Annotated in this window: 37 protein-coding genes; 4 read left to right on the forward strand and 33 right to left on the reverse strand. The window is 57.1% G+C overall.

Features of this window, described 5'->3' with window-relative positions; genetic code table 11:
• Window positions 1-13 precede the first annotated feature (13 nt).
• Together argB and AADW22_RS13860 are read left to right on the forward strand one after the other, a co-directional pair.
• The gene (gene argB, locus AADW22_RS13855; protein WP_174226614.1) at window positions 14-877 is read left to right on the forward strand and encodes an acetylglutamate kinase; all 864 of its coding nucleotides are present in this window, start codon (window positions 14-16) and stop codon (window positions 875-877) included.
• 94 nt (window positions 878-971) lie between these two features.
• Complete coding sequence (locus tag AADW22_RS13860) at window positions 972-1,469, forward strand: histidine phosphatase family protein (protein WP_353628010.1); 498 nt, start codon at window positions 972-974, stop codon at window positions 1,467-1,469.
• Window positions 1,470-1,500: 31 nt separating this feature from the next.
• Here the strand turns inward: AADW22_RS13860 and AADW22_RS13865 are convergent, their stop codons facing one another.
• The 27 genes from AADW22_RS13865 to rpmC form a co-directional block, all read right to left on the reverse strand.
• Window positions 1,501-2,271, reverse strand: coding sequence for an amino acid ABC transporter ATP-binding protein (locus tag AADW22_RS13865; protein ID WP_005849767.1), 771 nt, complete (start codon window positions 2,269-2,271; stop codon window positions 1,501-1,503).
• A 15-nt stretch (window positions 2,272-2,286) separates the two neighbouring features.
• Window positions 2,287-3,582 carry an amino acid ABC transporter permease gene (locus tag AADW22_RS13870; RefSeq protein ID WP_005849768.1) on the reverse strand — a complete coding sequence of 432 codons (1,296 nt, stop codon included), beginning with the start codon at window positions 3,580-3,582 and terminating at the stop codon, window positions 2,287-2,289.
• Window position 3,583: 1 nt separating this feature from the next.
• Window positions 3,584-4,798, reverse strand: a complete 1,215-nt coding sequence (locus tag AADW22_RS13875; RefSeq protein ID WP_037944857.1) for an amino acid ABC transporter permease — start codon at window positions 4,796-4,798, stop codon at window positions 3,584-3,586.
• Window positions 4,799-4,922: 124 nt separating this feature from the next.
• On the reverse strand, window positions 4,923-5,939 hold the full coding sequence (locus AADW22_RS13880; protein WP_037944858.1) for an amino acid ABC transporter substrate-binding protein: 1,017 nt from the start codon (window positions 5,937-5,939) through the stop codon (window positions 4,923-4,925).
• A 185-nt stretch (window positions 5,940-6,124) separates the two neighbouring features.
• Complete coding sequence (locus AADW22_RS13885; protein WP_407473928.1) at window positions 6,125-6,838, reverse strand: ATP12 family chaperone protein; 714 nt, start codon at window positions 6,836-6,838, stop codon at window positions 6,125-6,127.
• Window positions 6,835-7,884, reverse strand: coding sequence for an RluA family pseudouridine synthase (locus AADW22_RS13890; protein WP_407473929.1), 1,050 nt, complete (start codon window positions 7,882-7,884; stop codon window positions 6,835-6,837). Before AADW22_RS13890 ends, AADW22_RS13885 begins: the two co-directional genes overlap by 4 nt.
• Window positions 7,881-8,261 (reverse strand): fluoride efflux transporter CrcB, encoded by a 381-nt coding sequence (gene crcB / locus AADW22_RS13895; protein WP_039911526.1) that lies wholly within the window; start codon window positions 8,259-8,261, stop codon window positions 7,881-7,883. Before crcB ends, AADW22_RS13890 begins: the two co-directional genes overlap by 4 nt.
• A gap of 31 nt (window positions 8,262-8,292) precedes the next feature.
• A complete protein-coding gene (locus AADW22_RS13900; RefSeq protein WP_260003735.1) occupies window positions 8,293-9,600 on the reverse strand; it encodes a replication-associated recombination protein A in 1,308 nt (435 codons plus the stop codon).
• 4 nt (window positions 9,601-9,604) lie between these two features.
• The gene (locus AADW22_RS13905) at window positions 9,605-10,975 is read right to left on the reverse strand and encodes a trypsin-like peptidase domain-containing protein (protein WP_184581467.1); all 1,371 of its coding nucleotides are present in this window, start codon (window positions 10,973-10,975) and stop codon (window positions 9,605-9,607) included.
• Between the two features lie 138 nt (window positions 10,976-11,113).
• Window positions 11,114-11,533 carry a 50S ribosomal protein L17 gene (rplQ, locus tag AADW22_RS13910; protein ID WP_005849785.1) on the reverse strand — a complete coding sequence of 140 codons (420 nt, stop codon included), beginning with the start codon at window positions 11,531-11,533 and terminating at the stop codon, window positions 11,114-11,116.
• A 131-nt stretch (window positions 11,534-11,664) separates the two neighbouring features.
• Entirely contained in the window at window positions 11,665-12,681 is a 1,017-nt protein-coding gene (locus tag AADW22_RS13915) for a DNA-directed RNA polymerase subunit alpha (protein WP_005849787.1), read from the reverse strand.
• A gap of 116 nt (window positions 12,682-12,797) precedes the next feature.
• On the reverse strand, window positions 12,798-13,187 hold the full coding sequence (rpsK, locus tag AADW22_RS13920; RefSeq protein ID WP_005849789.1) for a 30S ribosomal protein S11: 390 nt from the start codon (window positions 13,185-13,187) through the stop codon (window positions 12,798-12,800).
• 15 nt (window positions 13,188-13,202) lie between these two features.
• The gene (gene rpsM, locus AADW22_RS13925; RefSeq protein WP_005849790.1) at window positions 13,203-13,571 is read right to left on the reverse strand and encodes a 30S ribosomal protein S13; all 369 of its coding nucleotides are present in this window, start codon (window positions 13,569-13,571) and stop codon (window positions 13,203-13,205) included.
• Between the two features lie 311 nt (window positions 13,572-13,882).
• Window positions 13,883-14,530, reverse strand: coding sequence for an adenylate kinase (locus tag AADW22_RS13930; RefSeq protein WP_407473930.1), 648 nt, complete (start codon window positions 14,528-14,530; stop codon window positions 13,883-13,885).
• Window positions 14,527-15,891 (reverse strand): preprotein translocase subunit SecY, encoded by a 1,365-nt coding sequence (gene secY, locus AADW22_RS13935; RefSeq protein ID WP_037945112.1) that lies wholly within the window; start codon window positions 15,889-15,891, stop codon window positions 14,527-14,529. The genes AADW22_RS13930 and secY overlap by 4 nt, the downstream gene beginning before the upstream one ends.
• A gap of 120 nt (window positions 15,892-16,011) precedes the next feature.
• On the reverse strand, window positions 16,012-16,494 hold the full coding sequence (rplO, locus tag AADW22_RS13940) for a 50S ribosomal protein L15 (protein ID WP_005849796.1): 483 nt from the start codon (window positions 16,492-16,494) through the stop codon (window positions 16,012-16,014).
• 240 nt (window positions 16,495-16,734) lie between these two features.
• Window positions 16,735-16,923, reverse strand: a complete 189-nt coding sequence (rpmD, locus tag AADW22_RS13945) for a 50S ribosomal protein L30 (protein ID WP_005849797.1) — start codon at window positions 16,921-16,923, stop codon at window positions 16,735-16,737.
• A 2-nt stretch (window positions 16,924-16,925) separates the two neighbouring features.
• Window positions 16,926-17,507, reverse strand: coding sequence for a 30S ribosomal protein S5 (gene rpsE / locus AADW22_RS13950; RefSeq protein ID WP_005849799.1), 582 nt, complete (start codon window positions 17,505-17,507; stop codon window positions 16,926-16,928).
• Window positions 17,508-17,616: 109 nt separating this feature from the next.
• Window positions 17,617-17,976 (reverse strand): 50S ribosomal protein L18, encoded by a 360-nt coding sequence (gene rplR / locus AADW22_RS13955; protein WP_005849801.1) that lies wholly within the window; start codon window positions 17,974-17,976, stop codon window positions 17,617-17,619.
• 11 nt (window positions 17,977-17,987) lie between these two features.
• Window positions 17,988-18,521 (reverse strand): 50S ribosomal protein L6, encoded by a 534-nt coding sequence (gene rplF, locus AADW22_RS13960; protein ID WP_005849804.1) that lies wholly within the window; start codon window positions 18,519-18,521, stop codon window positions 17,988-17,990.
• 10 nt (window positions 18,522-18,531) lie between these two features.
• Window positions 18,532-18,924 (reverse strand): 30S ribosomal protein S8, encoded by a 393-nt coding sequence (gene rpsH, locus AADW22_RS13965; protein WP_005849806.1) that lies wholly within the window; start codon window positions 18,922-18,924, stop codon window positions 18,532-18,534.
• 12 nt (window positions 18,925-18,936) lie between these two features.
• Window positions 18,937-19,242 (reverse strand): 30S ribosomal protein S14, encoded by a 306-nt coding sequence (rpsN, locus tag AADW22_RS13970; RefSeq protein WP_005849808.1) that lies wholly within the window; start codon window positions 19,240-19,242, stop codon window positions 18,937-18,939.
• A gap of 19 nt (window positions 19,243-19,261) precedes the next feature.
• A complete protein-coding gene (gene rplE, locus AADW22_RS13975) occupies window positions 19,262-19,825 on the reverse strand; it encodes a 50S ribosomal protein L5 (RefSeq protein ID WP_005849810.1) in 564 nt (187 codons plus the stop codon).
• Complete coding sequence (gene rplX / locus AADW22_RS13980; protein WP_005849812.1) at window positions 19,818-20,129, reverse strand: 50S ribosomal protein L24; 312 nt, start codon at window positions 20,127-20,129, stop codon at window positions 19,818-19,820. Before rplX ends, rplE begins: the two co-directional genes overlap by 8 nt.
• Window positions 20,129-20,497, reverse strand: a complete 369-nt coding sequence (rplN, locus tag AADW22_RS13985) for a 50S ribosomal protein L14 (protein ID WP_005849814.1) — start codon at window positions 20,495-20,497, stop codon at window positions 20,129-20,131. The genes rplX and rplN overlap by 1 nt, the downstream gene beginning before the upstream one ends.
• Window positions 20,498-20,654: 157 nt before the next feature.
• Complete coding sequence (rpsQ, locus tag AADW22_RS13990; protein WP_005849816.1) at window positions 20,655-20,894, reverse strand: 30S ribosomal protein S17; 240 nt, start codon at window positions 20,892-20,894, stop codon at window positions 20,655-20,657.
• Window positions 20,895-20,909: 15 nt separating this feature from the next.
• Entirely contained in the window at window positions 20,910-21,116 is a 207-nt protein-coding gene (rpmC, locus tag AADW22_RS13995; protein ID WP_005849818.1) for a 50S ribosomal protein L29, read from the reverse strand.
• Between the two features lie 161 nt (window positions 21,117-21,277).
• Here rpmC and AADW22_RS14000 point away from each other — a divergent pair, with 161 nt between their 5' ends.
• Entirely contained in the window at window positions 21,278-21,898 is a 621-nt protein-coding gene (locus tag AADW22_RS14000) for a TIGR02466 family protein (RefSeq protein ID WP_009825297.1), read from the forward strand.
• Here the strand turns inward: AADW22_RS14000 and AADW22_RS14005 are convergent.
• A complete protein-coding gene (locus AADW22_RS14005) occupies window positions 21,895-22,107 on the reverse strand; it encodes a hypothetical protein (protein WP_005849822.1) in 213 nt (70 codons plus the stop codon). The genes AADW22_RS14000 and AADW22_RS14005 overlap by 4 nt on opposite strands.
• A gap of 213 nt (window positions 22,108-22,320) precedes the next feature.
• On the opposite strand from AADW22_RS14005, the gene AADW22_RS14010 reads away from it, so the two are divergent.
• Window positions 22,321-22,785 (forward strand): hypothetical protein, encoded by a 465-nt coding sequence (locus AADW22_RS14010; protein WP_407473931.1) that lies wholly within the window; start codon window positions 22,321-22,323, stop codon window positions 22,783-22,785.
• A 93-nt stretch (window positions 22,786-22,878) separates the two neighbouring features.
• On the opposite strand, the gene rplP is transcribed toward AADW22_RS14010, so the two are convergent.
• From rplP to rplB, 5 genes are read right to left on the reverse strand one after another with little or no spacing between them, the layout of a single operon-like run.
• Window positions 22,879-23,292: a 50S ribosomal protein L16 gene (rplP, locus tag AADW22_RS14015; protein ID WP_005849828.1), complete on the reverse strand. Its 414-nt coding sequence runs from the start codon at window positions 23,290-23,292 to the stop codon at window positions 22,879-22,881.
• 13 nt (window positions 23,293-23,305) lie between these two features.
• Complete coding sequence (gene rpsC / locus AADW22_RS14020; protein WP_005849830.1) at window positions 23,306-24,013, reverse strand: 30S ribosomal protein S3; 708 nt, start codon at window positions 24,011-24,013, stop codon at window positions 23,306-23,308.
• Window positions 24,013-24,393, reverse strand: a complete 381-nt coding sequence (gene rplV, locus AADW22_RS14025) for a 50S ribosomal protein L22 (RefSeq protein ID WP_005849831.1) — start codon at window positions 24,391-24,393, stop codon at window positions 24,013-24,015. The genes rpsC and rplV overlap by 1 nt, the downstream gene beginning before the upstream one ends.
• 3 nt (window positions 24,394-24,396) lie before the next feature.
• Window positions 24,397-24,675, reverse strand: coding sequence for a 30S ribosomal protein S19 (gene rpsS, locus AADW22_RS14030; RefSeq protein ID WP_005849833.1), 279 nt, complete (start codon window positions 24,673-24,675; stop codon window positions 24,397-24,399).
• A gap of 3 nt (window positions 24,676-24,678) precedes the next feature.
• A complete protein-coding gene (gene rplB / locus AADW22_RS14035) occupies window positions 24,679-25,521 on the reverse strand; it encodes a 50S ribosomal protein L2 (RefSeq protein WP_005849835.1) in 843 nt (280 codons plus the stop codon).
• Window positions 25,522-25,615 lie beyond the last annotated feature (94 nt).

Raw genomic sequence — 25,615 nt, forward strand, 5'->3', positions numbered from 1 at the left:
ACCGAGGCAGAGAATGAGAAAACAAGACATGAATCGCGACTGGATCGCCACCGCACGCACCTTGAGCCAAGCGCTCCCCTACTTGCAGCGTTACGCTGACGCTACCGTTGTTATCAAGCTGGGCGGTCACGCCATGGGCAGCGACGATGCGATGGAAGAGTTCGCGCGCGACGTAGCACTTATGCGCCAGGTCGGCGTGAACCCCGTCATCATTCACGGCGGCGGCCCGATGATCAACGACATGCTCGGCCGGCTGAACATCAAGTCCGAATTCGTAAACGGCAAACGGGTGACCGACGCTGCTACGATGGAAATCGTTGAGATGGTTCTGTCGGGCCTTGTGAACGCCCGCATTGTGCAAGCGATCACGGCACAGGGTGGGCGTTGCGTCGGTGTGTCTGGCAAGGATAGCGGCCTAATTATCTGTGACCAAGAGGACCCAGAGCTGGGGTTGGTTGGCGCACCGACCGAAGTAAACCCCCGTTTGCTACGCGATCTAGCCGACAAAGGTATTATCCCGGTGATTGCGCCCCTTGGCATGGGCCGCAACGGCGAAACATTTAACATCAACGGCGATACTGCGGCGGGCGCGATTGCAGCTGCGCTGAAGGCAGACCGCTTGCTGCTGCTTACCGACGTTGCAGGCGTGAAGAATGCCGAAGGCGACGTGCTGACGGAGCTAACAGCGAGCCAGATACGCGAGATGGTGGCAGACGGAACGATTGCCGGTGGTATGATACCCAAAACGCAAACTGCGCTTGATGCGATCGACGGTGGCGTGCGCGCAGCGGTGATTTTGGACGGGAGAGCCCCTAACGCCTGCTTGTTGGAGCTTTTCACCGAACATGGTGCAGGCAGCATTATCCGCGGCCAGTAACAACCACTTTATAAATTACTGCATATTGCACCCTCCCCTGTTTCCGGCTGTCTGAGCTTCTCGTTTATGCGGCCGATACATTAAGGAAACGTTGATGAGACGCCTTATTCTGATGCGCCATGCAAAAGCAGGTTGGCCGGCGGGGATCGCAATGGACTTTGACCGGCCTTTGGATGACAAAGGTCGGCAAGACGCACATGCAATCGGGCAATGGCTCGACGCCGAAGACTACAGACCTGATCTTGTGCTATGCTCTGCATCTCGGCGAACGTCGGAAACGCTCGAATTTTTGGAAATTCCCTCCGCTGTTAAACGAATCTTCACAGACCGTCTTTATCTAGCAGATACAGAACGGCTGATGGCGGCCATACAGGGCGCTGAAGGGTCCACAGTTTTAGTTCTTGCGCATAACCCCGGCGTGGCAGAGATGGCGCACCTCCTGCCCCGTGTGGGTGCCACAGCTCATCTTGCAGCCGGAACCCCACCGGGTGCGACAATGGTGATGTCATTCGAAGTGGACGACTGGAGGGGTGTGCACTGGCACAGCGGCGACGTACAGGCGTACATGACGCCACGGATGCTTGCCCAATAAAAAAGGGCGGGGAAATCCCCGCCCTTGAAACTTAGTGGCCCAAAATCTGACTGAGGAAGAGCTTGGTCCTCGGGCTTTGGGGGTTGTTGAAGAACTCTTCAGGTTCGTTCTGTTCGACGATCTGGCCTTCATCCATAAAGATGACGCGGTTTGCCACCTGACGGGCAAAGCCCATCTCGTGCGTCACGCAGAGCATCGTCATGCCTTCCTCGGCCAGTTCGACCATCGTGTCCAGAACCTCTTTGATCATCTCCGGATCCAAGGCTGAGGTCGGTTCGTCAAACAACATGATACGCGGACGCATACACAGGCTGCGCGCGATCGCCACGCGTTGCTGCTGGCCACCAGAAAGCTGACCTGGGTACTTGTCCGCCTGATCCGGGATCTTAACCTTCTCAAGGAAATGCATCGCGATTTCCTCGGCTTCCTTCTTAGGTGTTTTTCGCACCCAGATCGGAGCAAGCGTGCAGTTTTCGAGGATCGTCAAGTGCGGGAAAAGGTTGAAGTGCTGGAAACACATCCCGACTTCGGAGCGGATCTTGTCGATGTTTTTAACGTCCGAAGACAGCACCGTACCGTCGACTTCGATCCGGCCTTTCTGATGCTCTTCCAAGGCATTGATACAGCGGATCAGAGTTGACTTCCCCGAGCCCGACGGTCCGGCAATAACGATGCGTTCACCACGGTAAACGGTCAGGTCAATATCCCGCAGTACGTGAAAAGTACCGTACCACTTGTTCATGTTCTCGATGCTGATCGCGACCTCGTTCGAGACTTTCAGCGCTTGTGCTTGTTCAGCCATAATAACAGCCTTTCCTTAATGGTGGTCGGTCTGGAGTTGACGTTCCAGCCATTGTGAATATTGCGAGATGCCGTAGCAGACGACGAAGAAGAGCAAGGCGGCAAAGCCCCAAAGTTCCCAGTAAACGCCGTTCCAGTCAGTCGACGCTAGGATCGGCCCGCGGATCATCCCAACCAGGTCGAACATCGAAATAATCGACACCAGCGTAGTATCCTTGAACAGCCCGACGGCCACGTTAACGATCCCTGGGATCGAGATTTTCAAGGCTTGGGGCAAAATAATCAGGCGCATGGCCTGCGCATAATCAAGGCCCAAGCTGTCTGCGGCCTCGTATTGACCACGTGGCAAGGCTGCTAACCCGCCCCTGATCACCTCGGCGATATAGGCCGACGCGAACATGGTGATCATGATGATAACACGCAGGATCAGGTCGAAGTTTGTGCCCGGTGGCAGGAAGTAAGCCAGGACTACGTTGGCAACAAAAAGCAACGTAATCAGAGGCACCCCTCGGATAAACTCAATGAAAACAACGCAGATCAGTTTGATGATCGGCAAGCTCGATTGACGACCCAGTGCAAGCAGAATGCCCATCGGCAAGGACAAAGACACGCAGATCACGCCCAAGATCATGTTGAGCATAAAGCCCCCCATGTTCCGCGAGGCGACCGGTTCCAGCGCGAGTACGCCGGATAGGCTTGGCGTAATGAAGCCGCAGATAAACCACGTCACGATGCCTGCGATGAGACCCGCGAAAAGGCCGCCTGCAAAGCTTGTCTTAACGATTCTGCTGTAGACCACATAGCCAACCACAACGGCCAGCAACGCCGACAATGGCACCAAAAGGGAACCGCCCCAGATCAACCAAAAGGCGATGAAAGGATAGATGACGGTAAAAAGGATGAGCCCACGTGGCAGATTGCTAAACAGCACCGGTGACACAGCGACGAACAGGAGCACGAATGCCAATGTCGGGCGCCAGTAGCCGTCCTGCGGATAGGCGATACCAAACAACAGTTGGTTCCAGCGTTCTGTCAGCACCGAGAAACAGCCGGCTTGGACACCGTCCAATACTTCGCGACACTCGCGAATGTTGGATGTCGTCCAAACGCCGCCCAGCAACCAAGGAAGGAAGCCGGAAAGGATCAGGTAGATAACGTAAAGCGCTGCGAGCGTGAGAATGGTGTAAGGGATCGACGAAAACAGGCTTTCGCGGACCCATTTTACAGGCCCCTGCGCGGTTGGCGGGGGCGCGTGCTGTGGCAACATGGTGTCCCGCACATAAGGGACGGAGGCGGCGTGTGTATCTGACATCTTACCGCTCCTTCAAGCTGACAGAGTTGTTGTAAACGTTCATGATCGCAGAGATCGACAGCGATATCGTGAGATAGAACAGCATCAGCAAAAGCACGCATTCGATCGCACGGCCGGTCTGGTTCAATGTGATCCCCCCCAGTGTCGCAGTGATATCGGCATACCCGACGGCAATCGCGAGCGACGAGTTCTTGGTGATGTTGAGGTATTGCGAAATCAGCGGCGGAATGATCACGCGCAACGCCTGCGGCAGAACCACAAGGTTCATGACCCGCTTCGGGCGCAAGCCCAGCGACGACGCAGCTTCGGTCTGCCCTTTTGAGATCGCCTGAATACCTGCACGCACGTTTTCGGCGATGAAGGCACCGGTGTATACGGACAAAGCCAACCACAAAGCGATCAGCGGCGCGCCGATCTGCAGACCACCACGGAAGTTAAAGCCCTTAAGCTCGGGGTAATCCAATGCGATGGGGCTGCCCATGATGAAGAACATCACAATCGTCGGCACCAGCAAGATCGCGACAGTGGGCCATCCCATAGGCAGCAGCTTGCCCGTACGGAACAGAAGGCTAACCGCATACCGGCGATAGATAATCGCGGCGATGATCGACAGCACAAAGGTCGCAACCACGATCATAGACCCCGGGCCCCAAACCGGTGCGGGAATGTAGATGCCGCGGTTGGTGAAGGCGAAGGCGTCGAAAAGCATGCTCGACGTGGCGTTGTCACCGCGGAACTTGTTGGGCGCGGGCAAAACGGCCGTCATCAAGGTGTAGATCATCAGGATCCAGATCAGCACCGGAATATTCCGGAAAATCTCGACGTAGACCGACATCAGTTTGGACACGAGCCAGTTCTTGGACAGGCGTGCCACACCGGCGATCACACCCAGAATTGTCGCAGTGACACAGGCCAGAAACGCAACAAGAAGTGTGTTGATGATACCGACCATTGCGGCACGCAGATTCGATGACTGGCTGTTATAATCGATTAAGGATTGGTTGATATCGTAGCCGGCTGGCACGTTCAAAAACCCGTAAGAGATGTTCAATCCGGCCTCTGCCAGATTTCGTACCAGGTTAATGCCCAGAAACGACATCAATGCGATAAGCAGTATCAGCGCGATAAACTGGAAGGTGTAGGATCTATAGCGGGTGTCGTTAAGCAACATCGACAGCCGGAACGAGCCCTGTTGAGGGTCGGACATTGTCGTCATCAGATTTTCCCTGTGTGCCGGACCTGTTTTTCACGCACCATTCGGTGTCGCGGGCCGGGTTTTATTTTTGCGTCGTATAGGCGCAAAGGGCGCGGAATTGCTCCGCGCCCCTCGACGGATGTGTTTAGCGGAAAGGAGGCGCGTACATCAGGCCGCCGTCTGTCCACTGAGCGTTCAGGCCACGGGCAAGACCGATTGGTGTTTCTTCGCCGATGTTCTTGGCAAAGATTTCGCCGTAGTTACCTTGCGACGCGATAGCTTTCTTCGCCCAGTCAGCTTCCAGACCCAGCATTTCACCCAAAGTACCTTCGGTGCCAAGCAGACGGGCAACTTCTGGGTTTGTGGTGTTTGTTGTCATCTCTTCGACGTTTGCCGATGTGACACCCAGCTCTTCAGCTGCGATCAGAGCGTAGAGAACCCAGCGGGTTACATCGCCCCAGTCGTTGTCGCCATGGCGAACAAGCGGGCCCAGAGGCTCTTTGGAGATGATTTCGGGCAGGATGATGTGCTCACCTGGGTTTTCAAAGGTCGCGCGTGTCGCGGCCAGACCGGATGCGTCGGTAGTATAGGTGTCGCACGCACCGGCCAGATACTGCTGTTGGCCTTCGGCGTTTGTTTCAACAGGAACGGGCTCGTAGCTGATGTTGTTGTTGCGGAAGAAGTCCGCGAGGTTCAGCTCGGTCGTGGTGCCGGTTTGGATGCAGACAGTCGCGCCATCCAGATCCTTGGCAGAGGAAACGCCAAGCTCTTTCGGAACCATGAAGCCCTGACCGTCATAGTAGTTCACGCCGATGAAGTCGAACTTGAGGTCGACATCGCGGCTGAAGGTCCATGTGGTGTTACGTGCGAGGAAATCGATCTCGCCCGAAGCCAGCGCGGTAAAGCGTGTTTTGCCGGTTGTGGGGATGAATTCGACAGCTGCGGGGTCGCCCAGTACAGCAGCGGCAACGGCGCGGCATACCGCCACGTCAAAGCCTTCCCATTCACCATTGGCGTTGGGGGCCGCAAAGCCAGCCAGACCGGTGGTAACGCCGCAGTTCAGCTTGCCGCGCGCTTTGACATCGTCAAGCGTGGACGCAGCAGCTGCGCCAGCCGCAAGGCCGGCTACTGTTAGCGCACCAAAAAATACGGATTTGTTCATTTTAACCTCTTCCTGATTTTCCGCCACGTTTTAGGGCGGTTCACCCGGCACCTTTTCGGACCGGAGATGTTTTGGCGGGGTTATCCCCGTCAGTGGAAGGGAGTTTGGGCGAATTTACGCCGGAACGTCAAGTCAGTGTGCTTAAAAAATGCCCTCAATCCTATGTATTGGGGTCACCGTGAAACCTATTCGGGCACGCTCAGGTCAAACATCAACTTAGCGTGTAAGAAACTAGTCTTTTTCACTGCGGCCAAGGCGTCTGCCTCGTCATCATTGCCCCACTGTTCGGCCTGCCAAATCTCGTCCAGACGCGAAATTTCCCAAATCGATTCCGCTTCCTTTGCGTCAAGCGCCGCCGCAAAGCCCAAGATCAACGAGCCAGACAGGCTCACAAGGTCGTGAAAGGCAGCGAGTTGAAAGTTGCTTAACGCATGGGTGCGCGCGGACAGGCGTGCGACATCCGCAGGTGACTGGGGTTCGTGCATGATCCCCACTCGGGTCTGCAAGCTCACGCCCAAAGCCTCGCGGGCCCAATCCAGCATGGGGTCCCATTGTTCGGCCTGCCGCGCGACCAGCTCAGCCGGGCTATCCGCGCGATAGCACAGCAGATCACAGTCGCCGTAGGCCGCCAACATATCCGCAACCTCGGCATGTTGCAGCGCAACCTTGTCGATCGCGGCATTGGCGGTTTTGGTGGCGGGCATGGTGTCGGGGTTGATCACCCCGTCCTGTGCCTGCCACTCAGCAGCGATTTTCTGCGCCATAGCGCGGGTTGGCACCACCAGTGCACGTTTGGCCGGCGTCTTGATCCCGCGCCCGTCAAGCTCGACAGTATAGCCACCCTCCGCCTCGACAACGGCCGCCTCTTTCCAGAAACGTTTCGCTTTCCAATCGCTCACCCCCAATCCTCCTCGAACGGGTCAGCAGGCACGTCGGAGGGTACCCACTGGAACGTGTCCCAGGTGCGCGCCATGTGGTCCGGCAGCGGGGCCGTGAGGTTCAGTCGCGCCTTGGTGACAGGATGCTCCAGCGTCAGGGATCGCGCATGCAGGTGCAGCTTCTTAGAGATATCACCCCCCAGTTGCGCGCCCCATCCGTCGCCCATGTTCTCCTGACCTGAACCGCCATATTTTCCATCTCCGACAATGGGATGCCCGATTTCAGCCATATGCGCACGTAGCTGGTGCGTCCGGCCCGTCACAGGGATCAGCGCCATCCAGCAGGTCCGCTTACCGGCCTGTGCGAGGGTCGCATAATCGGTGGTCGCGCGCTTGGCGCCTTCGGTTGTTTCCATGTCTTTCGGGTGGACGCAGTACATCTTTTCGCCCTCACCACGGGCGCCGTGACCGAAGGCTTTGACCAGCCCGAATTTGATCGTCCCGTTGCGCGGATGCGGGACGCCCGCGACCGCAGCCCAGTAGATCTTGCGGGTTTCGCGATGGCGGAACGACGCTGTCAGCGCGGCGGCAATTGACCGTGTCCGGGCCATGATCAGCACGCCAGAGGTGTCTTTATCCAACCGGTGCACAAGGCGCGGCTTTTCATCAAGCTCGAACATCAAAGCATCGGCAAGCGCGTCGACATGGCGGTCCGATTGACCAGACCCGCCCTGCACCGGCAGCCCCGGCGGTTTGTTTAGCGCGATGATGTGATCGTCGCGATAGATCACACAAGACCGGATAAACTTGGTATCCGCCTCTGATATCCGCGTGCGCTTGGGCGGCGGCGGAGCCTTTTCATCAGGCAGCGGCGGGATACGCACGGTCTGCCCGACCTCAAGCCGAGTAGAGGCTTTGACCCGCCCCCCATCAACACGGATGTCACCTTTCCGGCACATCTTTTCGATCAGCCCTTGGCCAATCAACGGAAAGGTCCGTTTGAACCAACGGTCCAACCGTTGTTCCCCGTCGCCTTCTTCTACGACCAGATGTTGAACCCGGCTCATGCAAATACCCCTCTGGCCACGAAAAGGCCCAGCATTAATCCTAGCACCGATAGCCCGACGGACAGTGCCACATATATCCCTGCCGCCCCGATCTGGCCGCGCTCCATCAACGTGACCGTCTCGAGCGAGAAGGACGAGAACGTTGTAAAGCCGCCAAGCACGCCGGTCATCACAAACGGGCTGATCTGCGTCAGCCCTTTTTGTGCGGCACACACCACAAAGAGGCCCATCAAGAACGACCCGATGATGTTGACCGTCAGGACCGCGATCGGAAAATCCGATAGCCCGACCAGCCGCGTCACGGCGACACCAAACAGATACCGCAAGGAGGCACCGATCGCGCCGCCCATAGCGACAAGGGACAGGGTTGAAATCATCTGCGGTCTCTCACGGTTCACGCCCCGAATGTCAAGTTTTCCGCGTTGCCCGCAGCTTTTCGAAATAATCGACGCGTTTTTTCAGGTCACGTTCAAAGCCTCGTTCGACAGGTTGATAGAATTGCGGTCGCTCCATCCCGTCGGGAAAGTAGTTCTGGCCGGAAAACCCGTCTTCGGCATCATGGTCATAGGCATACCCCGCGCCGTAGCCCTGTTCTTTCATCATCTTGGTGGGCGCGTTCATGATGTGCTTGGGCGGCAAAGAGGACCCGGTTTGCTTGGCCGCACGCCGCGCTGCCTTATAGGCCACGTAGGCCGCGTTCGACTTCGGGGCCAGCGCGAGATAGGTCAACGCCTGCGCAATCGCCAGCTCCCCTTCGGGCGAGCCGAGCCGCTCGTATGTCTCCCACGATTGCAGGCAAACAGACTGCGCCTGCGGATCGGCAAGCCCGATATCCTCGACCGCCATGCGCGTGATCCGGCGCATCAGATACCGCGGGTCTTCGCCCCCCTCCAGCATCCGCGCCAACCAGTACAGCGCCGCGTCAGGGTCAGAGCCGCGCACGGATTTATGCAGCGCTGAGATGAGGTTATAATGCGCGTCCCCCCCTTTGTCGTATTGCGCCGCGCGCCGCATCAAACGCGCCGAGAGGGCCTTGCCGTCCAGCTTGCCCTCGACCTTCCAAGCGGCGACTTGCTCTATCAGGTTGAGCAACGCACGCCCGTCGCCATCAGCCATCTCAAGCAGGTTTTCACGCGCAGGCCCGTCCAATGGCAAGCCACGACCCAGTTCCTTTTCGGCCCTTTGGGCCAGCCGCTCCAGATCAGCCAGCGGCAAGCGCTCCAACACCAGAACCTGCGATCGGCTCAGCACAGCGGCGTTCAGCTCGAACGATGGATTCTCGGTCGTGGCCCCGACCAGCAGGATCGTTCCATCCTCCATATGAGGCAGGAAGCCGTCCTGCTGCGCCTTGTTAAAGCGGTGGATCTCGTCCACGAACAGCAGTGTCCCCTGCCCGTTCTGTCGTCGGATTTTCGCCGCATCAAAGACCTTGCGGAGCTCAGGCACACCGCTGAAAATCGCGCTGATCTGCACGAAATGCAGGTCCGTCTCATCCGCCAGAAGTCGCGCGATCGTCGTTTTGCCAACGCCGGGCGGCCCCCAGAAAATCAGCGACCCCAGCGACCCCGACTGCAGCATGACCGTCAGCGGCGCGTCCGGCCCCAGCACCTGTGACTGACCGATGACCTCGCCCAAACTGCGCGGGCGCAGCCGGTCGGCCAACGGGCGGTGCCCGCTTTCCACAGCCGGCGCGTCCGATCCAAATAGGTCCGCCATCGCGCTAGACCCGGAATTGCAGCGACAGACGCTGCACGCCACGCTGCACCACCATCGACACCTGACGGCTGCCCGCCATCTGGTCGCTGACATCCGACGGTGTTTGCACCTCGGCCCCGTTCACGGCCAAGATCACATCCCCCTGCCGCAACCCCACGCGCGCACCATAGGGCCCGGTATCCATCACCGCCACACCCGCGACCTCAAGCGGGAGGTTCAATTCAGCCATCACAGCAGGATTGATCCGCGCCAACGCCAACCCCGGTAGCAAGCTGCTTTCATCCAGCGTGAGCGCGGCACGCGATGGCTCTTCCGGTGCGGCGATCAAGGCGACCTCAACCTCTTCCACCGCGCCATCGCGCAGCCGCGTGATCCGCGCTTGCGCCCCCATCCCGGCCACGCTCATGCGGTAGATCATCTCGGCGGGTGTATGTACCTCTTGCCCATCGACCGCCGTGATCACATCGCCGACAGCCACACCGGCCTTCAGAAACGGGCTGGCAGGGTGCATCCCAGACACGATGATGCCACCAGGCCTGTCCAGCCCCAGAGGGCCCGCCATATCCGCGTCCACCGGCTGCCCGCTCATCCCCGCCCAAGGTCGGGTAAATTCAACGACCCCGTCGCGCGCCTGCGCCATGAACGCCGCGATCAAATTGGCAGGTATCGCAAAGCCAATCCCGTTTGAACCGCCAGAGCGTGTCAAGATCGAGGTGTTGATCCCGATCAACCGCCCCTCTACGTCGATCAACGCACCACCAGAGTTGCCCGGGTTGATCGGTGCATCCGTCTGGATGAAGTATCCCTGCCCGCCACCGTTCATACCGCCAGACCGCGCAAGGCCTGACACGATCCCGCTGCTCACCGTTTGCCCGACCCCAAAGGGGTTGCCGATGGCCAACGTCAACTCGCCGACCTCGACGGTATCGCTATCGCGCAACGACAAAGGGGTAAGCCCGTCGACGTCATCGATTTTCAGGATAGCCAGATCGCTCTCTGCATCGCTCAGCAGCACACGGGCGGAAAACTCGCGACGGTCCGACAGGACGATCCGAATGTCCGTCGACATCCCGACCACATGATAATTCGACACCACAATCCCATCCTCCGACAGGATCACGCCGGACCCGAGCGAGTTCTGAACCCGCGGGCGGCCGGCGTCTGGCCGTCGGAAGAAACGTTCAAAGAAGGGATCAGCCTGCAGCGGCGTGCGGCTTTGCTCGACGATGGTGCGGGCGTAGATGTTCACCACGGCGGGCGCGGCTTCTCGCACCAGCGGCGCAAAGCTCAACTGGATCTGCGCGGCAGAGCTTGGCACAGTTTGCGCAGCGGCAGGGAAAGACAGAACGGTCAGCAGGATCAGAAGTATTCTCATGCCCCCAGATATGCGCAGCCATAGGCCCTTGCGCAACACCCGAGTTCCAAATGGATTTAAATCCTCGCCGAAGGCATAAAAGCAAAAAGCCCCTGCGTTGGCAGGGGCTTTCAGAATTCTTAACAAAAGCAGGTCGCTTTAGTCTTCGGCAACCTCATAGGCCGCTACGCGCGCCTTGTCGTTTGCACCCTTCGCGTCGCGGTCGCGATCTACGAATTCGATGATGGCCATAGGTGCCATGTCGCCATAACGGAAGCCCGCTTTCAGAACGCGGACATAGCCACCCTGACGGTCTTTGTAGCGTGGGCCCAGGATGTCGAACAGTTTCGCGACATACTGGTCTTGCTTCAGCTTGCTTGCAGCCTGACGACGCGCGTGCAGGTCGCCGCGCTTTGCCAATGTGATCATCTTTTCGATGATTGGCTTCAATTCTTTGGCTTTTGGCAATGTTGTTTTGATTTGCTCATGTTCGATGAGCGAGCCTGCCATGTTCGAGAACAACGCCTTGCGGTGCTCATGTGTACGGTTCAGGCGGCGGTAACCACGTGCGTGACGCATTTTCTAGTCTCCAATTTAATGCCCTCTACGGGCGGTTTTACTTTGTCTGGCTGGCGTGCGTAGCGCCAACTCTCCTTGGGGCCGATGCCCGGTCGTATTGTCGGGCGGGGAAACCCCACCCGACAAATCTCTTAGAACGAATCCTCGAACTTTTTCGCGAGGTCTTCGATGTTGTCTGGTGGCCAGTCCTCGACGTCCATACCAAGGTGCAGGCCCATGCCCGACAGCACTTCCTTGATCTCGTTCAAGGACTTGCGGCCAAAGTTCGGCGTGCGCAGCATTTCGGCTTCGGTCTTCTGGATCAGATCGCCGATGTAAACGATGTTGTCGTTCTTCAGGCAGTTTGCCGAACGGACGGACAGTTCCAGCTCGTCTACTTTCTTCAGCAGCAGCGGGTTGAATTCCAGACCGTCGTCGTCGTCCTGACGCGATGCGGATTCAGGCTCGTCGAAGTTGACGAAGATGCCCAGCTGATCCTGCAGAATACGCGCAGCAAAGGCCACGGCATCGTCAGGAGAGATGGAGCCGTCTGTTTCGACTTTCATCGTCAGCTTGTCATAATCCAGCACCTGACCTTCGCGGGTCGGTTGCACGTCATAGGACACTTTCTTGACCGGCGAATAGATCGCGTCGATCGGGATAAGACCGATGGGCGCATCTTCTGGCTTGTTCTTGTCTGCCGCAACATAGCCCTTGCCGGTGTTAACCGTCAGTTCCATGTAGACGTCAGCGTTGTCATCCAGGTGGCAGATCACGTGATCGCGGTTCAGAATTTCGATACCAGCGCTTTCGGAGATATCACCAGCAGTGACAACACCCGGCCCCTTGGCAGAGATCGACAGGCGCTTGGGCCCTTCGACTTCCATGCGCAGGGAAACGCCTTTGAGGTTCAGAACGATGTCGGTGACATCTTCGCGAACACCCGCAACGCTCGAAAATTCGTGCAAAACATTATCAATTTGTACAGATGTGATGGCGGCACCTTGCAGCGACGACATCAGAACGCGGCGCAGCGCGTTGCCCATTGTCAAACCAAAGCCACGCTCCAGCGGCTCGGCGATGACAGTAGCCTGACGTGCAGGGTCATTGCCCGGCTTGACGTCCAACTGCTGTGGCTTGATCAATTCAGCCCAATTTTTGTGGATCATACGTCCCTCCATTCCTGTTCTGCGCCCCATGTCCAAATGGCGAAGAACTCCCGAGGTTTCAACAAAGCAGTAAGAGGCCGTGCGCAAAGGCGCGGCCCCTTTTGTAACTTATACTCTTAGACGCGGCGGCGTTTCGGAGGGCGGCAGCCGTTGTGCGCCATTGGGGTCACGTCACGGATCGATGTGATGTTGAACCCGGCAGCTGCCAGCGCGCGCAGGGCGCTTTCACGGCCGGAGCCGGGGCCTTGCACTTCGACTTCCAGCGTTTTCACGCCGTGGTCCTGGGCTTTTTTACCTGCATCTTCAGCAGCCATCTGAGCCGCGTAAGGTGTCGATTTACGCGACCCTTTAAAGCCCATGGTGCCTGCGGAGGACCAGGAAATTGCGTTACCCTGAACGTCAGAGATCAGGATCTTTGTGTTGTTGAAGCTGGAGTTAACATGCGCCACACCTGCGGCGATGTTCTTGGAAACCTTACGCTTCGTCTTTGTCTTTTCGCGTGCCATTGATCAGACCCTCCCTTACTTCTTCTTACCGGCAATGGCCTTTGCAGGGCCTTTGCGCGTACGAGCGTTGGTGTGGGTACGCTGACCACGAACCGGCAGGTTACGACGGTGGCGCAGGCCACGGTAGCAACCAAGGTCCATCAGACGCTTGATGTTCATCTGCGTGTCGCGACGCAGGTCACCTTCGACGGTGTAGTTTTCGTCGATATACTCACGGATTTTCAGGATTTCAGCATCCGAAAGTTCGTTGATACGACGTGTGGAATCGATGCCAACAGCTTCGCAGATTGCAGCTGCGGAGGAGTTACCGATACCGGTGATATATGTGAGGGCGATTGGAACCCGCTTTGCAGTCGGGATGTTTACGCCGGCAATACGTGCCACGTGTGTGCTTCCTTTTCGTTGCGGGTCCGTCATGCCAGACCCTTTTTTCACAACGTGAAGCCCGAGGCGAATGTGCCGTCGGGCTCCAGCTGATCAGGTGTTCATGCGCAGGGCGTGATCGGTGCCCGTTGCAATTCGATTCTCTTACGAGATACGGCTGGTTATGAGGAATTGACCGGCGCGTCAACCCATAGCGGCTGAACGCCGCATGGATATCCCTTTCAATCTGAAAGCACCCCACCCTGCCCCATATAATAGCAAAACGGCGCGCTTCGAAAAGCGCGCCGTTGCCTATCGGTCGTAAGGTTGCATTAAGCGTCCAGAACCTTGGCGATGCTGTTCTGCACCTCTTTAATGTCCGCCAGACCGTCAACCCGCGTGAGCATGTTGTGGGCGTAATAATAGCCCAACAGCGGCGAGGTCTTCTTGTAGTATTCCATCAAACGATTGCGGAGGCTTTCCTCGTTATCGTCTGCACGGCGTTTGAAGTCAGACGCGCCGCATTTCTCGCACTTCCCGTCGGCTGGCTGCGGCTTGGTCACGTCGTGATAGACTTCGCCACAGTTGCCGCAGGTGGACCGACCAGAGATACGGGCGACCAGCGCCTCGTCATCCACGCCCAACTGGATCACGTGATCCAATGGCTTGCCCGTCGCTTCCAGCAGCTCACCAAGCGCGGTGGCCTGCGCCAGCGTGCGTGGGAAACCGTCAAAGATGAAACCGCCGTGGTCAGTGGTGTCTTCCAGCTTTTCGCGGATCAGGCCGATCACGATCTCGTCGGTCACCAGATCACCGCGCGCCATAACATCGGCAACCATGTTGCCCATCTCGGTCCCGCTGTCTTTGGCTTCACGCAGCATGTCACCAGTGGAAAGCTGTACCATATTGCGTGTCTCAACCAGATGACGCGCTTGTGTACCTTTACCCGCTCCGGGTGGTCCTAAGAGAATAATGTTCATCGACGTACCGGGCTCCGTTTTTTCCGTGGTTTGCCAGACTTACCGCGCAACTGGGAACGTTCAAGCAGACCTTCATACTGATGTGCAAGCAAATGGCTTTGTACCTGCTGGATCGTGTCCATGGTCACGGACACAACAATCAGCACCGACGTACCGCCAAAGTAGAACGGGATCGCAAACTGGCCGCGCAGGATTTCGGGCAGAATACAAACAGCCGCGAGGTAAAGCGACCCGAGCACAAGAATGCGGTTCACGACATATTCCAGATACTCAGCGGTTTTCTTACCGGGGCGGATGCCGGGGACGAAACCGTTCTGGTTCTTCAGGTTGTCCGCAACCTCGTCAGGTTTGAAGCTGACGTTGAACGTGTAGAAATACGCAAAGAAGACGATCATCGCGACAAAGAACAGCAGGTACAGCGGCTGGCCGGGGCCGAAGTTGGCCAGCAGAACCGACATCACCGGACCGGTAGAATTGCCCGAGAACGTGCTGATCGTGACCGGCAGCAGCAACAAAGAGCTGGCAAAGATCGCAGGGATAACACCGGCGGGGTTTACCTTGACCGGCAGGTGCGAAGAACCGCCATCGTACATCTTTTGCCCAACCTGACGGCGCGGGTACTGGATGTGGATCTTGCGCAAGGCGCGTTCCATAAAGACGACGAACATGATCGTCGCGATAACCATAACCAGCACGCCAACGATAATCGCGGGGCTGATCGCACCAGAACGACCCGAAGAGAAGAACTGCGCGATCGCGGCAGGAACCTCGGCGATGATGCCAACAAAGATGATCAGCGAGATACCGTTACCGATGCCGCGTGCGGTGATCTGCTCACCCAGCCACATCAGGAACATCGTGCCACCGACCAGCGTGATCATACAAGCGATGCGGAAATACATGCCCGGATCAGCGGCGATATCGCCGGCCTCAAGGGAGACAGCCAGGCCATAGGCCTGGAGCGTCGCCAGAGCCACCGTACCGAAGCGGGTGTATTGGTTGATCTTCTTGCGCCCCTGCTCGCCCTCTTTCTTGAGCTGCTCTAGCGCGGGCACCATCGAGGTCATCAGCTGAACGATGATCGATGCAGAGATGTAGGGCATGATACCCAAGGCAAAGATCCCCATACGGCCAAGCGCGCCGCCGGTGAACATGGAAACCATGCCGCCGATGCCTTGACCCGCGCTTTCCATAAACTGGCGCAGGGCGGTGCCGTCGATCCCGGGAACCGGAATGAACGTGCCAAGGCGATAAACGATCAACAACCCCAGAGTGAATAGAATCCGGTTGCGCAGGTCTGTCGCCTTGCCCAACGCGGACCAACTGGTGTTGGCGGCCATGCTTTCGACGGCTGATACCATGATATAGGGCTCTTTCTTTGCAAAAACGCCGCCCAAGCCGTTTTCCGGCGGGCGGCATTTGGGAAAACTCGATTGACTATGTAAGCGGGACGCGTCCCGCTCACAAGGCAAAAGGTCGGGTTACGCGTCTGCGTTTGCCGCGGCAGGTGCTGTGACGGTCAGTTTGCCGCCCGCTTTTTCTACGGCTTCAACCGCGGATTTGGATGCACCGGATACCTGCAGTTCAACCTTGGCGTTAAAATCGCCTTTGGCCAGAACGCGGATACCGTCCAACTTGCGACGAACCAGACCGGAGGAAATCAGGGCGTCCTCGGTGATCGCAGCGGAGGCGTCGATCTTTTTGGCGTCGATGAATTTCTGGATCAGGCCCAGGTTTACAACGGCATAGGACTTCCGGTTTGGCTTGGTGAAGCCGCGCTTTGGAAGACGTTGGTACAAGGGCATTTGACCGCCTTCGTAACCGTTGATCGATACACCCGAACGGGATTTCTGACCTTTGATACCACGGCCACCCATTTTACCGGTGCCGGAACCAGGACCACGGCCTACGCGCTTGCGTTTCTTGGTGGCGCCTTCGTTGTCAGACAGTTCATGAAGTTTCATGTCGCTTCTCCTTTTGCCGGATGTGGCCCCCAGCGACGGGAGCGGCCAAACGCGGCGTTGCATGATTCTTGTGGCGGATTGGTGGCCACTGGGGGCGTATAGACGGGAGGCCTGAAGGTTTCAAGCCCTGCCCCAACTCCCAGGTGCCCGAGACAAATGAAAACGCCCCGTAGTTTCCCACGGGGCGTCGATACCGAGCAACAAGACCATTATAAAGTCTCTAGCTTTCTAGGAAAGCGTTCAGCCTTTTTCTTCGATGATCTCAACCATGTGAGAAATCTTGCGGATCATGCCGCGAACGGAAGGTGTGTCTTCCAGTTCACGCACACGGTGCATTTTGTTCAGACCCAGACCAATCAACGTAGCGCGCTGGTCGGCGGGGCGGCGGATTGGCGAGCCAACCTGCTTGATTACGATCGTCTTAGCCATGCTTATGCCTCCTCAGCGACTTGTGCGGACGATTCAACATTGTCCTCACGCTTGGGCAGAATGTCTGCAACTTTCTTGCCGCGACGCTGAGCAACAGCACGTGGCGAAGATTCTTTTTTCAGGCCGTCCATGGTGGCGCGGATCATGTTGTAAGGGTTCTGGGTCCCGATGGACTTCGATACAACGTCCTTAACACCCAGCATTTCGAATACGGCACGCATTGGACCACCGGCGATGATCCCGGTACCTTCTGGTGCTGTGCGCATTACAACGCGACCGGCGCCGTGACGGCCTTCCATGTCGTGGTGCAAAGTGCGGCCTTCGCGCAGCTGAACGCGGATCATTTGGCGCTTAGCTTGCTCGGTGGCTTTGCGAATGGCTTCTGGAACCTCTTTCGCTTTACCTTTGCCGAAGCCTACGCGGCCCTTTTGGTCGCCAACAACGACAAGTGCAGCGAAGCCAAAGCGCTTACCACCCTTAACGGTTTTGGAAACGCGGTTGATCGCCACGAGGCGGTCGGCGAATTCGGGTGTCTCGTCGCGTTGGTTGCGGCGGTTGCCACCCCGGTTGTCATCTCTTGCCATGCGGCATCATCCTTTTGGTGCTGCGCTTGCGCGCGTCATAGAGTCAATCCAAGTGGGCAAAGCCCCCGGATCATCGAGGCGGCGCGAGACCCGCGCCGCCTACGTTCGCTTAGATTTTCAGACCGCCTTCACGGGCTGCATCGGCCAAAGCTTTGATCTTGCCGTGGAACAGGAAACCGCCACGGTCGAAATATGCTTCGCTTACACCGGCCTTCTTGGCACGCTCGGCGATCGCCGAACCAACCTTGGTCGCTGCTTCGATGTTGTTCTTGCCAACAACGCCCAAGTCTTTTTCCATCGAGGACGCGGAAGCCAATGTGACCCCGTTTACGTCGTCGATCAGCTGGGCGCTGATGTTTTTGTTCGAGCGGTGAACGGAGAGGCGAAGACGCCCTGCGTTGACCCGGCGAAGTTTGTTCCGAACGCGCAGGCGGCGTTTCAGAAACAGTTGTCTTTTGCTGTTTGCCATCTGTGCGATCCTTACTTCTTCTTGCCTTCTTTGCGGAAGACGAACTCACCCTTATAGCGGATGCCTTTGCCCTTGTAGGGCTCGGGCTTGCGCCATGCGCGGATGTTCGCAGCGACCTGACCAACAAGCTGTTCGTCAATGCCTTCTACCACAATCTCGGTCTGTTTCGGGGCTGTGACTGTCACACCTTCGGGTGCCACATAGTCAACATCATGGGACAGGCCCAGGTTCAGTTTCAGCGTGTTGCCGTTCATGGCAGCACGATAACCAACACCCTGGATCTCAAGCTCTTTTTTGAAGCCTTCGGTGACGCCGGCAACCAGGTTGCTTACCATTGTGCGGCTCATGCCCCACTGCTGGCGTGCGCGCTTGGATTTGCCGCGTGGTGTGATGGTGACCACGTTGTCTTCGACAGCCAATGTAACGTCGTCAGTTGCCTTGAAGGAACGTGTTCCCTTGGGGCCTTTGACTTCGATGGTCTGGCCGCTCACGGATGCTGTAACACCGCTTGGCAGGTCGACCGGTTTTTTACCAATACGAGACATTTTGCTCTCCTTAGAATACGGTGCAGAGCACTTCGCCGCCAACGTTCTGGCTGCGTGCATTCTGATCCGACATCACACCCTTGGGGGTGGAGACAATCGACACACCAAGGCCCTGACGGACAACAGGAATGTCATTGACGCCCATGTAGACGCGGCGACCGGGCTTGGAAACCCGCTTCAGCTCGCGAATAACAGGTTCGCCCTCGTAGTACTTGAGGCTGATTTCAATCGCGGGGTGGCCATCGGCGCCCGTTTTTGCTTCGTAGCCACGGATGTAGCCTTCGTCTGCAAGCACATCCAGAACCCATGCACGCAGCTTGGAAGCTGGTGTCATAACGGTGGATTTGCCGCGCAGCGAAGAGTTACGGATGCGTGTCAGCATATCTGCGATAGGATCGTTCATCTGATGCGCTCCTTACCAGCTCGACTTGACCATGCCGGGGATTTGGCCCGAAGAGCCAAGGTCCCGCAGCGCGATCCGCGAAATTTTCAGTTTACGGTAGTAAGCGTGTGGACGGCCTGTCAGCTGGCAGCGGTTGTGCAGACGCACAGCGCTGGAGTTGCGAGGCAGTTTTGCCAGCTTCAGGGAGGCGCGGAAACGCTCTTCCATCGGCTTGGATTCGTCGCTTACGATCTCTTTCAAGGCAGCGCGCTTGGCAGCGTACTTCTTGACCAGTGCTTCGCGCTTCTTTTCGCGCTCGATCATGGATTTCTTAGCCATATCTAAATCCTCCCCGCGCTTACGATGTGAAGGGCATGTTGAACGCTTTCAACAGTGCCTTCGCTTCAGCGTCGGTTTTCGCCGTGGTGGCGATCACGATGTCCATTCCCCAAGTCTCATCAACTTTATCAAAGTCGATTTCGGGGAACACGATGTGCTCTTTCAAGCCCATGGCGTAGTTGCCACGGCCGTCAAAGCTGTTGCCGTTGATGCCGCGGAAGTCGCGGATACGAGGCATTGCGATCGTGATCAGACGATCCAGGAATTCGTACATACGCTCGCCACGCAGGGTCACTTTCGCACCCAAAGGCATGTCTTCACGTACGCGGAAACCAGCGATGGATTTCTTGGCAACAGTTGTCAGCGCTTTTTGGCCGGCGATTGTTGTCAGGTCTTCCTGTGCGGATTTGGCTTTCTTGCTGTCACGAACAGCTTCTGCACCACAGCCGATGTTCAGAACGATTTTATCCAGACGCGGAATCTGCATTTCGTTCTTGTAACCGAACTCTTCCTTCAGAGCAGCGCGGATTTTGTCCGCGTATTCGCCCTTCAGGCGGGGTGTGTATGTTGCGTTATCAAGCATCGATCACGTCCCCCGTGGTTTTTGCAAAGCGCACTTTTTTGTCGCCTTCGATTTTAAAGCCAACGCGGGTTGCTTTGCCGTTGGCATCAACCAGCGCCAGGTTGCTCAGATCGATGGGCATCGCTTTGGGAATACGGCCGCCTTGCGACGTCTGGGACTGACGCGTGGCGCGGATTGCCATGTTGATACCATCTACGATTGCTTTGTTGGCCTTTGGGTCAACGGACGAGATGGAACCCGTCTTGCCCTTGTCCTTGCCAGCAAGCACGATGACTTTGTCACCTTTGCGAAGTTTAGCAGCCATTACAGCACCTCCGGCGCAAGCGAGATAATCTTCATGAAGTTTTTGGCGCGCAGCTCACGAACAACTGGCCCGAAGATACGTGTACCTACAGGTTCATTCGAGTTGTTCAGGATGACGGCGGCGTTACGATCGAAACGGATGGCTGTGCCATCTTCACGACGAACTTCCTTGGCAGTGCGAACGACGACGGCTTTACGCACGTCACCTTTTTTCACACGACCGCGAGGGATGGCTTCCTTGACCGACACGACAATAATGTCGCCGACGGATGCGTATTTACGCTTGGAACCACCCAATACCTTGATGCACTGAACACGGCGCGCGCCGCTGTTGTCAGCAACATCCAGGTTGGTCTGCATCTGGATCATTTGGTTTCTCCCGACCTTCTGGGGGGCGATGCGTGCCCTAACCCCAGGGTTTCGATTATATTGGTCTGCCCGAAATGGGCATCTCGCTCGTGCCTTTGGGCCTTGGCGCCCTCAGAGTCAAGGGAAACAAGGACCTCAGGTCCGAGCGAGCAGTACCTTAAGCCTCAGCGGCTTGCAGCACTTCCCAACGTTTGGTTTTCGACTTTGGTGCACATTCGATGATGCGAACAGCATCGCCCACTTTGAATGTGTTGTTCTCATCGTGCGCCCGGTATTTTTTGGACTTACGGATGGTTTTCTTCAGAACCGGGTGCGTAAAGCGACGCTCTACGGAAACGGTTACTGTCTGTGCGTTGGCATCGCTTGTCACGGTGCCTGTCAGGATACGTTTGGGCATACTCTCAGGCTCCTATTATTCAGCAGATGCCGCGGCAGCGGCTTTCTGGTTCAGAACGGTTTTGACACGTGCGACGTCACGCTTAACGGTCTTCAAACGTGCGGAGTTTTCCAGCTGGCCTGTGGCTTGCTGAAAACGCAGGTTGAAGGATTCTTTTTTCAGGTTAACAAGCTCATCGCGGAGTTGATCCGGCGTCTTGTCGTGCAGTTCTTTGGCGTTCATCGCCTCTTCCTTTCGACATCACCAGTAGGCCCCTTATGGGTGACCATGATTCTGGTGGAGTTCATGTGAAAGGTTCCTCTACAGGCCCTACCCCTGTTTGGCAAGCAAGCTTTCTATAAAACCGTATCGCCACCCAGAACAGGCTGATATAGAACGGCCCTATGTCACAGATAGAATCCCTTTTCGTCACCCGTCTTTACCGCGCCGCCCTGTCCGAGCACGGTCAACCCGTTGATCCGGCCGAGCTGGAGGCCGCGTGCCTGTCCATCGCCGAGGATGACGAGGCCGGGCAGGAATGGTGCGAGGAACATGATTTCCCGGGTTACACCAGTTATGCGTCGCTCACCGATCTGCCGTGGCGCTTCCCGATCTTCAAGACGGTGAAGAAAGCGCTGGATAAACACGTCAAAGCTTTTGCAAAGGAACTGGCGTTTGATCTGGACGGGCGCAAGCTCAAGCTGGAAGATCTCTGGATTAACATCCTACCCGAAGGCGGTATCCATACGGCGCATATCCATCCCCATTCGGTGATCTCCGGCACGACCTATGTGGCGATGCCCGAAGGCACGAGCGCGCTTAAGCTCGAAGATCCGCGGCTGCCGATGATGATGGCTGCCCCCGGTCGCAAGAAAGACGCTCCGCGGGAGCTGCGCCAGTTCGTCTATGCGGAACCCGTCGTCGGCGACGTGCTGCTTTGGGAAAGCTGGCTGCGGCACGAAGTGCCGATGAACATGTCCGAAGACGATCGCATCTCGGTCTCGTTCAACTACGCCTGGGGTTAACCACGTTTGGGCGGCGTTGCCTTGCGCGCCGCCTCTTGTTCTTTGATCGCGGCCTTTTCCTCTTTGGTCAGCTTATTGCCCCACTGATTATTGCTAAGCCCCAGATCATCCGGCATCGGCTTGGTCTTGCCCTTTTTGATCGTACCCCCCTTCTCAAGAAATGCTTTGATCAGGTCTTCGTCGGTGGTGGGCTTGGGCACATGTTTCATGTCAGCTCCTATAGGCAGGTTAGCCCGAGCCTATGCGCCACGCCTTGCGCTGGCTAGACCCTGCCGCCGCTTATTCATCATGCATTAATGTTTCAAAAATCGCGGGCTGGATCACGTCACCGCGGGTTCAGCAGCTTGTGACTAGGATTGCATGTGCCCCGGTGCCATCTCGACCCCGTTACCGTAAACGATGCGCACATAAGGAAGCCCCACGTGGATACCCCAAACCAAAGCCCCCTGCCCGCCCTTGCCCTTGCCGGTCTGATCGGCGAACTCACATTCGAGGCCTACGCATGGCTCGCCTCTCCCGCCCTGTTCGGCGTCAAGCTAGAACCCGCGAACCTGGTCATCGGGCTAAGCAAAAAGCTTTTGGGCCTCGACCTGGCTTACGGCGCGGCCTTCGCCGTCCACTTCCTGATTGGCGCGTTAGGATTTGCAGCGGTGGTCTATCTGACCAAGCGGATGACACAGTTCGGCTATATCGGCGCGGGTGCCCTGGCCGGCGTCATCTTGTGGTTTGTCGCCCAAGGCATTTTGGCACCGCTGATGGGGCGTAGCTTCATGATGGGTTTTGGCACCTACACGCAGTCATCCTTCGTGGGCCACGTGGGCATGACCATTGTCATCGCGATGGTCTGGCAGAACCTGGCACGCCGCCGCGCCAAGCTGTTTACCTAAACCCCGCACCGACCGACAAAAACAAAAGCCCCCGCTGATGTCTCAGCGGGGGCTATTCTATTCATTCCTCCGACAGATGTCGAAGCGAAGGTCTTACCAATCTTCGCGTACAACGACGCGGGTTTTGATAGGCAGCTTCATCGCGGCAAGACGCAGAGCTTCTTGTGCAACGTCCTCGGCGACACCGTCGATTTCGAACATAACACGGCCTGGCTTGACCTTGCAGACCCAACGATCCACGGAACCTTTACCTTTACCCATACGAACTTCGATGGGCTTTGCGGTGACAGGAACATCCGGGAAAATACGGATCCAGACACGGCCTTGACGCTTCATGTGACGCGTCATGGCACGACGAGCAGCTTCGATCTGACGTGCAGTCACACGCTCGGGCTCGAGAGCCTTCAGACCGTAGGTACCAAAGTTCAGGTCAGACCCGCCCTTTGCCACACCTTTGATACGGCCTTTGTGCTGCTTGCGGAATTTAGTACGCTTTGGTTGTAGCATCTTTCATTCCCCCTTAGCGACGACCGCCGGCACCGCGTGGTGCTGGGCCGTCTTGCATTTCTTGTGCCTTGCGGTCACGCGCAGCCGGGTCATGTTCCATGATCTCGCCTTTGAAGATCCAGGTTTTGATCCCGATGATGCCGTAAGCGGTCGACGCTTCAACATGCGCGTAATCGATGTCGGCACGCAGAGTGTGGAGCGGCACGCGGCCTTCACGGTACCATTCGGTACGCGCGATTTCTGCACCACCCAGACGGCCAGCAACGTTCACACGGATACCCAGGGCACCCATACGCATGGCGTTCTGTACCGCACGCTTCATGGCGCGACGGAAAGAGACCCGGCGTTCCAGCTGCTGTGCGATGGATTCACCAACAAGGGCTGCGTCCAGCTCTGGCTTGCGCACTTCAACGATGTTGAGGTGCAGGTCAGATTTGGTGATCTTGGCGATTTTCTGACGCAGACCTTCGATGTCTGCACCTTTCTTGCCGATGATCACACCGGGGCGCGCTGTGTGAATCGTGACGCGGCACTTCTTGTGTGGGCGTTCGATGATCACACGGGCGATACCGGCCTGTGCACATTCTTTCTTGATGAAGTCACGGATGGCGAGGTCTTCGAGCAGAAGATCACCATAGTCCTTCGTATCGGCGTACCAGCGGCTGTCCCAGGTGCGGTTGACCTGAAGACGCATACCGATCGGATTTACTTTGTTACCCATCAGGCTTGCTCCTCAACTTGACGCACGACAATCGTGATTTCCGAAAACGGCTTGATGATCTTGCCGAAACGGCCACGCGCACGTGGGCGACCACGTTTCATGATCAGGTTCTTGCCGACATATGCTTCGGCAACGACCAGTTCATCCACGTCAAGGTTGTGGTTGTTTTCGCCGTTCGCGATGGCGGACTGAAGGCATTTCTTCACGTCCTGTGCGATCCGCTTTTTCGAGAAGGTCAGGTCCGTCAGGGCCTTGTCTACCTTCTTGCCACGGATCATCGCGGCGACGAGGTTCAGTTTCTGCGGGCTTGTGCGAAGCATGCGCAGTTTTGCACGGGCTTCGTTGTCAGCCACGCGGCGGGGATTTTTATCCTTGCTCATGGCTTATTTCCGCTTCGCTTTTTTGTCAGCTGCGTGACCATAATAGGTGCGAGTTGGCGAATACTCACCAAACTTCTGACCGATCATTTCTTCGCTGACGTTTACTGGGATATGCTTGTGACCGTTGTACACGCCGAACGTCAGGCCAACAAACTGTGGCAGGATCGTGGAACGGCGCGACCAGATTTTGATCACTTCGCTGCGACCGCTTTCGCGGGAGGCTTCGGCCTTCTTGAGGACATAAGAGTCAACAAAAGGACCTTTCCATACTGAACGAGACATCTATTAACGCCCCTTCTTCTTGGCGTGGCGCGAGCGTAGGATAAGCTTGCTGGACGCTTTGTTCTTGTTGCGGGTTTTTGCACCCTTTGTGGGCTTGCCCCAAGGCGTAACAGGGTGACGACCACCCGATGTACGGCCTTCACCACCACCGTGAGGGTGGTCGATCGGGTTCATAACAACACCACGTACCGAAGGGCGGATACCCTTGTGACGCATGCGGCCCGCTTTACCGTAGTTCTGGTTGGAGTTGTCAGGGTTGGACACGGCACCAACGGTGGCCATGCATTCCTGACGCACCAGACGCAGTTCGCCCGAGGACAAACGGATCTGAGCGTATCCACCATCACGGCCTACGAACTGTGCGTAGGTACCGGCGGCGCGTGCGATCTGGCCGCCTTTGCCTGGCTTCATTTCGATGTTGTGAACGATTGTACCGATTGGCATGCCCGAAAATGGCATAGCGTTCCCAGGCTTGATGTCGGCCTTGGCCGAGGAAATCACCTTGTCGCCAACAGCGATACGCTGTGGGGCCAGGATGTAAGCCTGTTCGCCGTCTTCGTACTGGATCAGTGCGATGAATGCGGTCCGGTTAGGGTCATATTCGATGCGAGCGACAACCGCGGACATGTCCAGCTTGTTGCGCTTGAAATCGACGATACGGTAAAGGCGCTTTGCCCCACCGCCTGTGCGACGCATTGTGATCCGTCCGGTGTTGTTCCGACCGCCAGATTTGGTCAAACCCTGTGTAAGGGATTTGACCGGGCGGCCTTTCCAAAGCTCCGAACGGTCGATCAGTACCAGCCCACGCTGGCCTGGCGTCGTCGGTTTGTACGACTTGAGTGCCATGTTCTCTGTCTTCCGTTTTGCTTGTCCCCAGCCCCGTCGTGATGGTGCCGAGATGGTTGTAGGGCCCCGAAGGTCCCCAATTTGAAATGCCAGA

Origin of the sequence: Sulfitobacter sp. PM12, from assembly GCF_045586035.1 — a bacterium.
In the GTDB taxonomy this organism is placed as follows: Bacteria; Pseudomonadota; Alphaproteobacteria; order Rhodobacterales; family Rhodobacteraceae; genus Sulfitobacter; species Sulfitobacter pontiacus.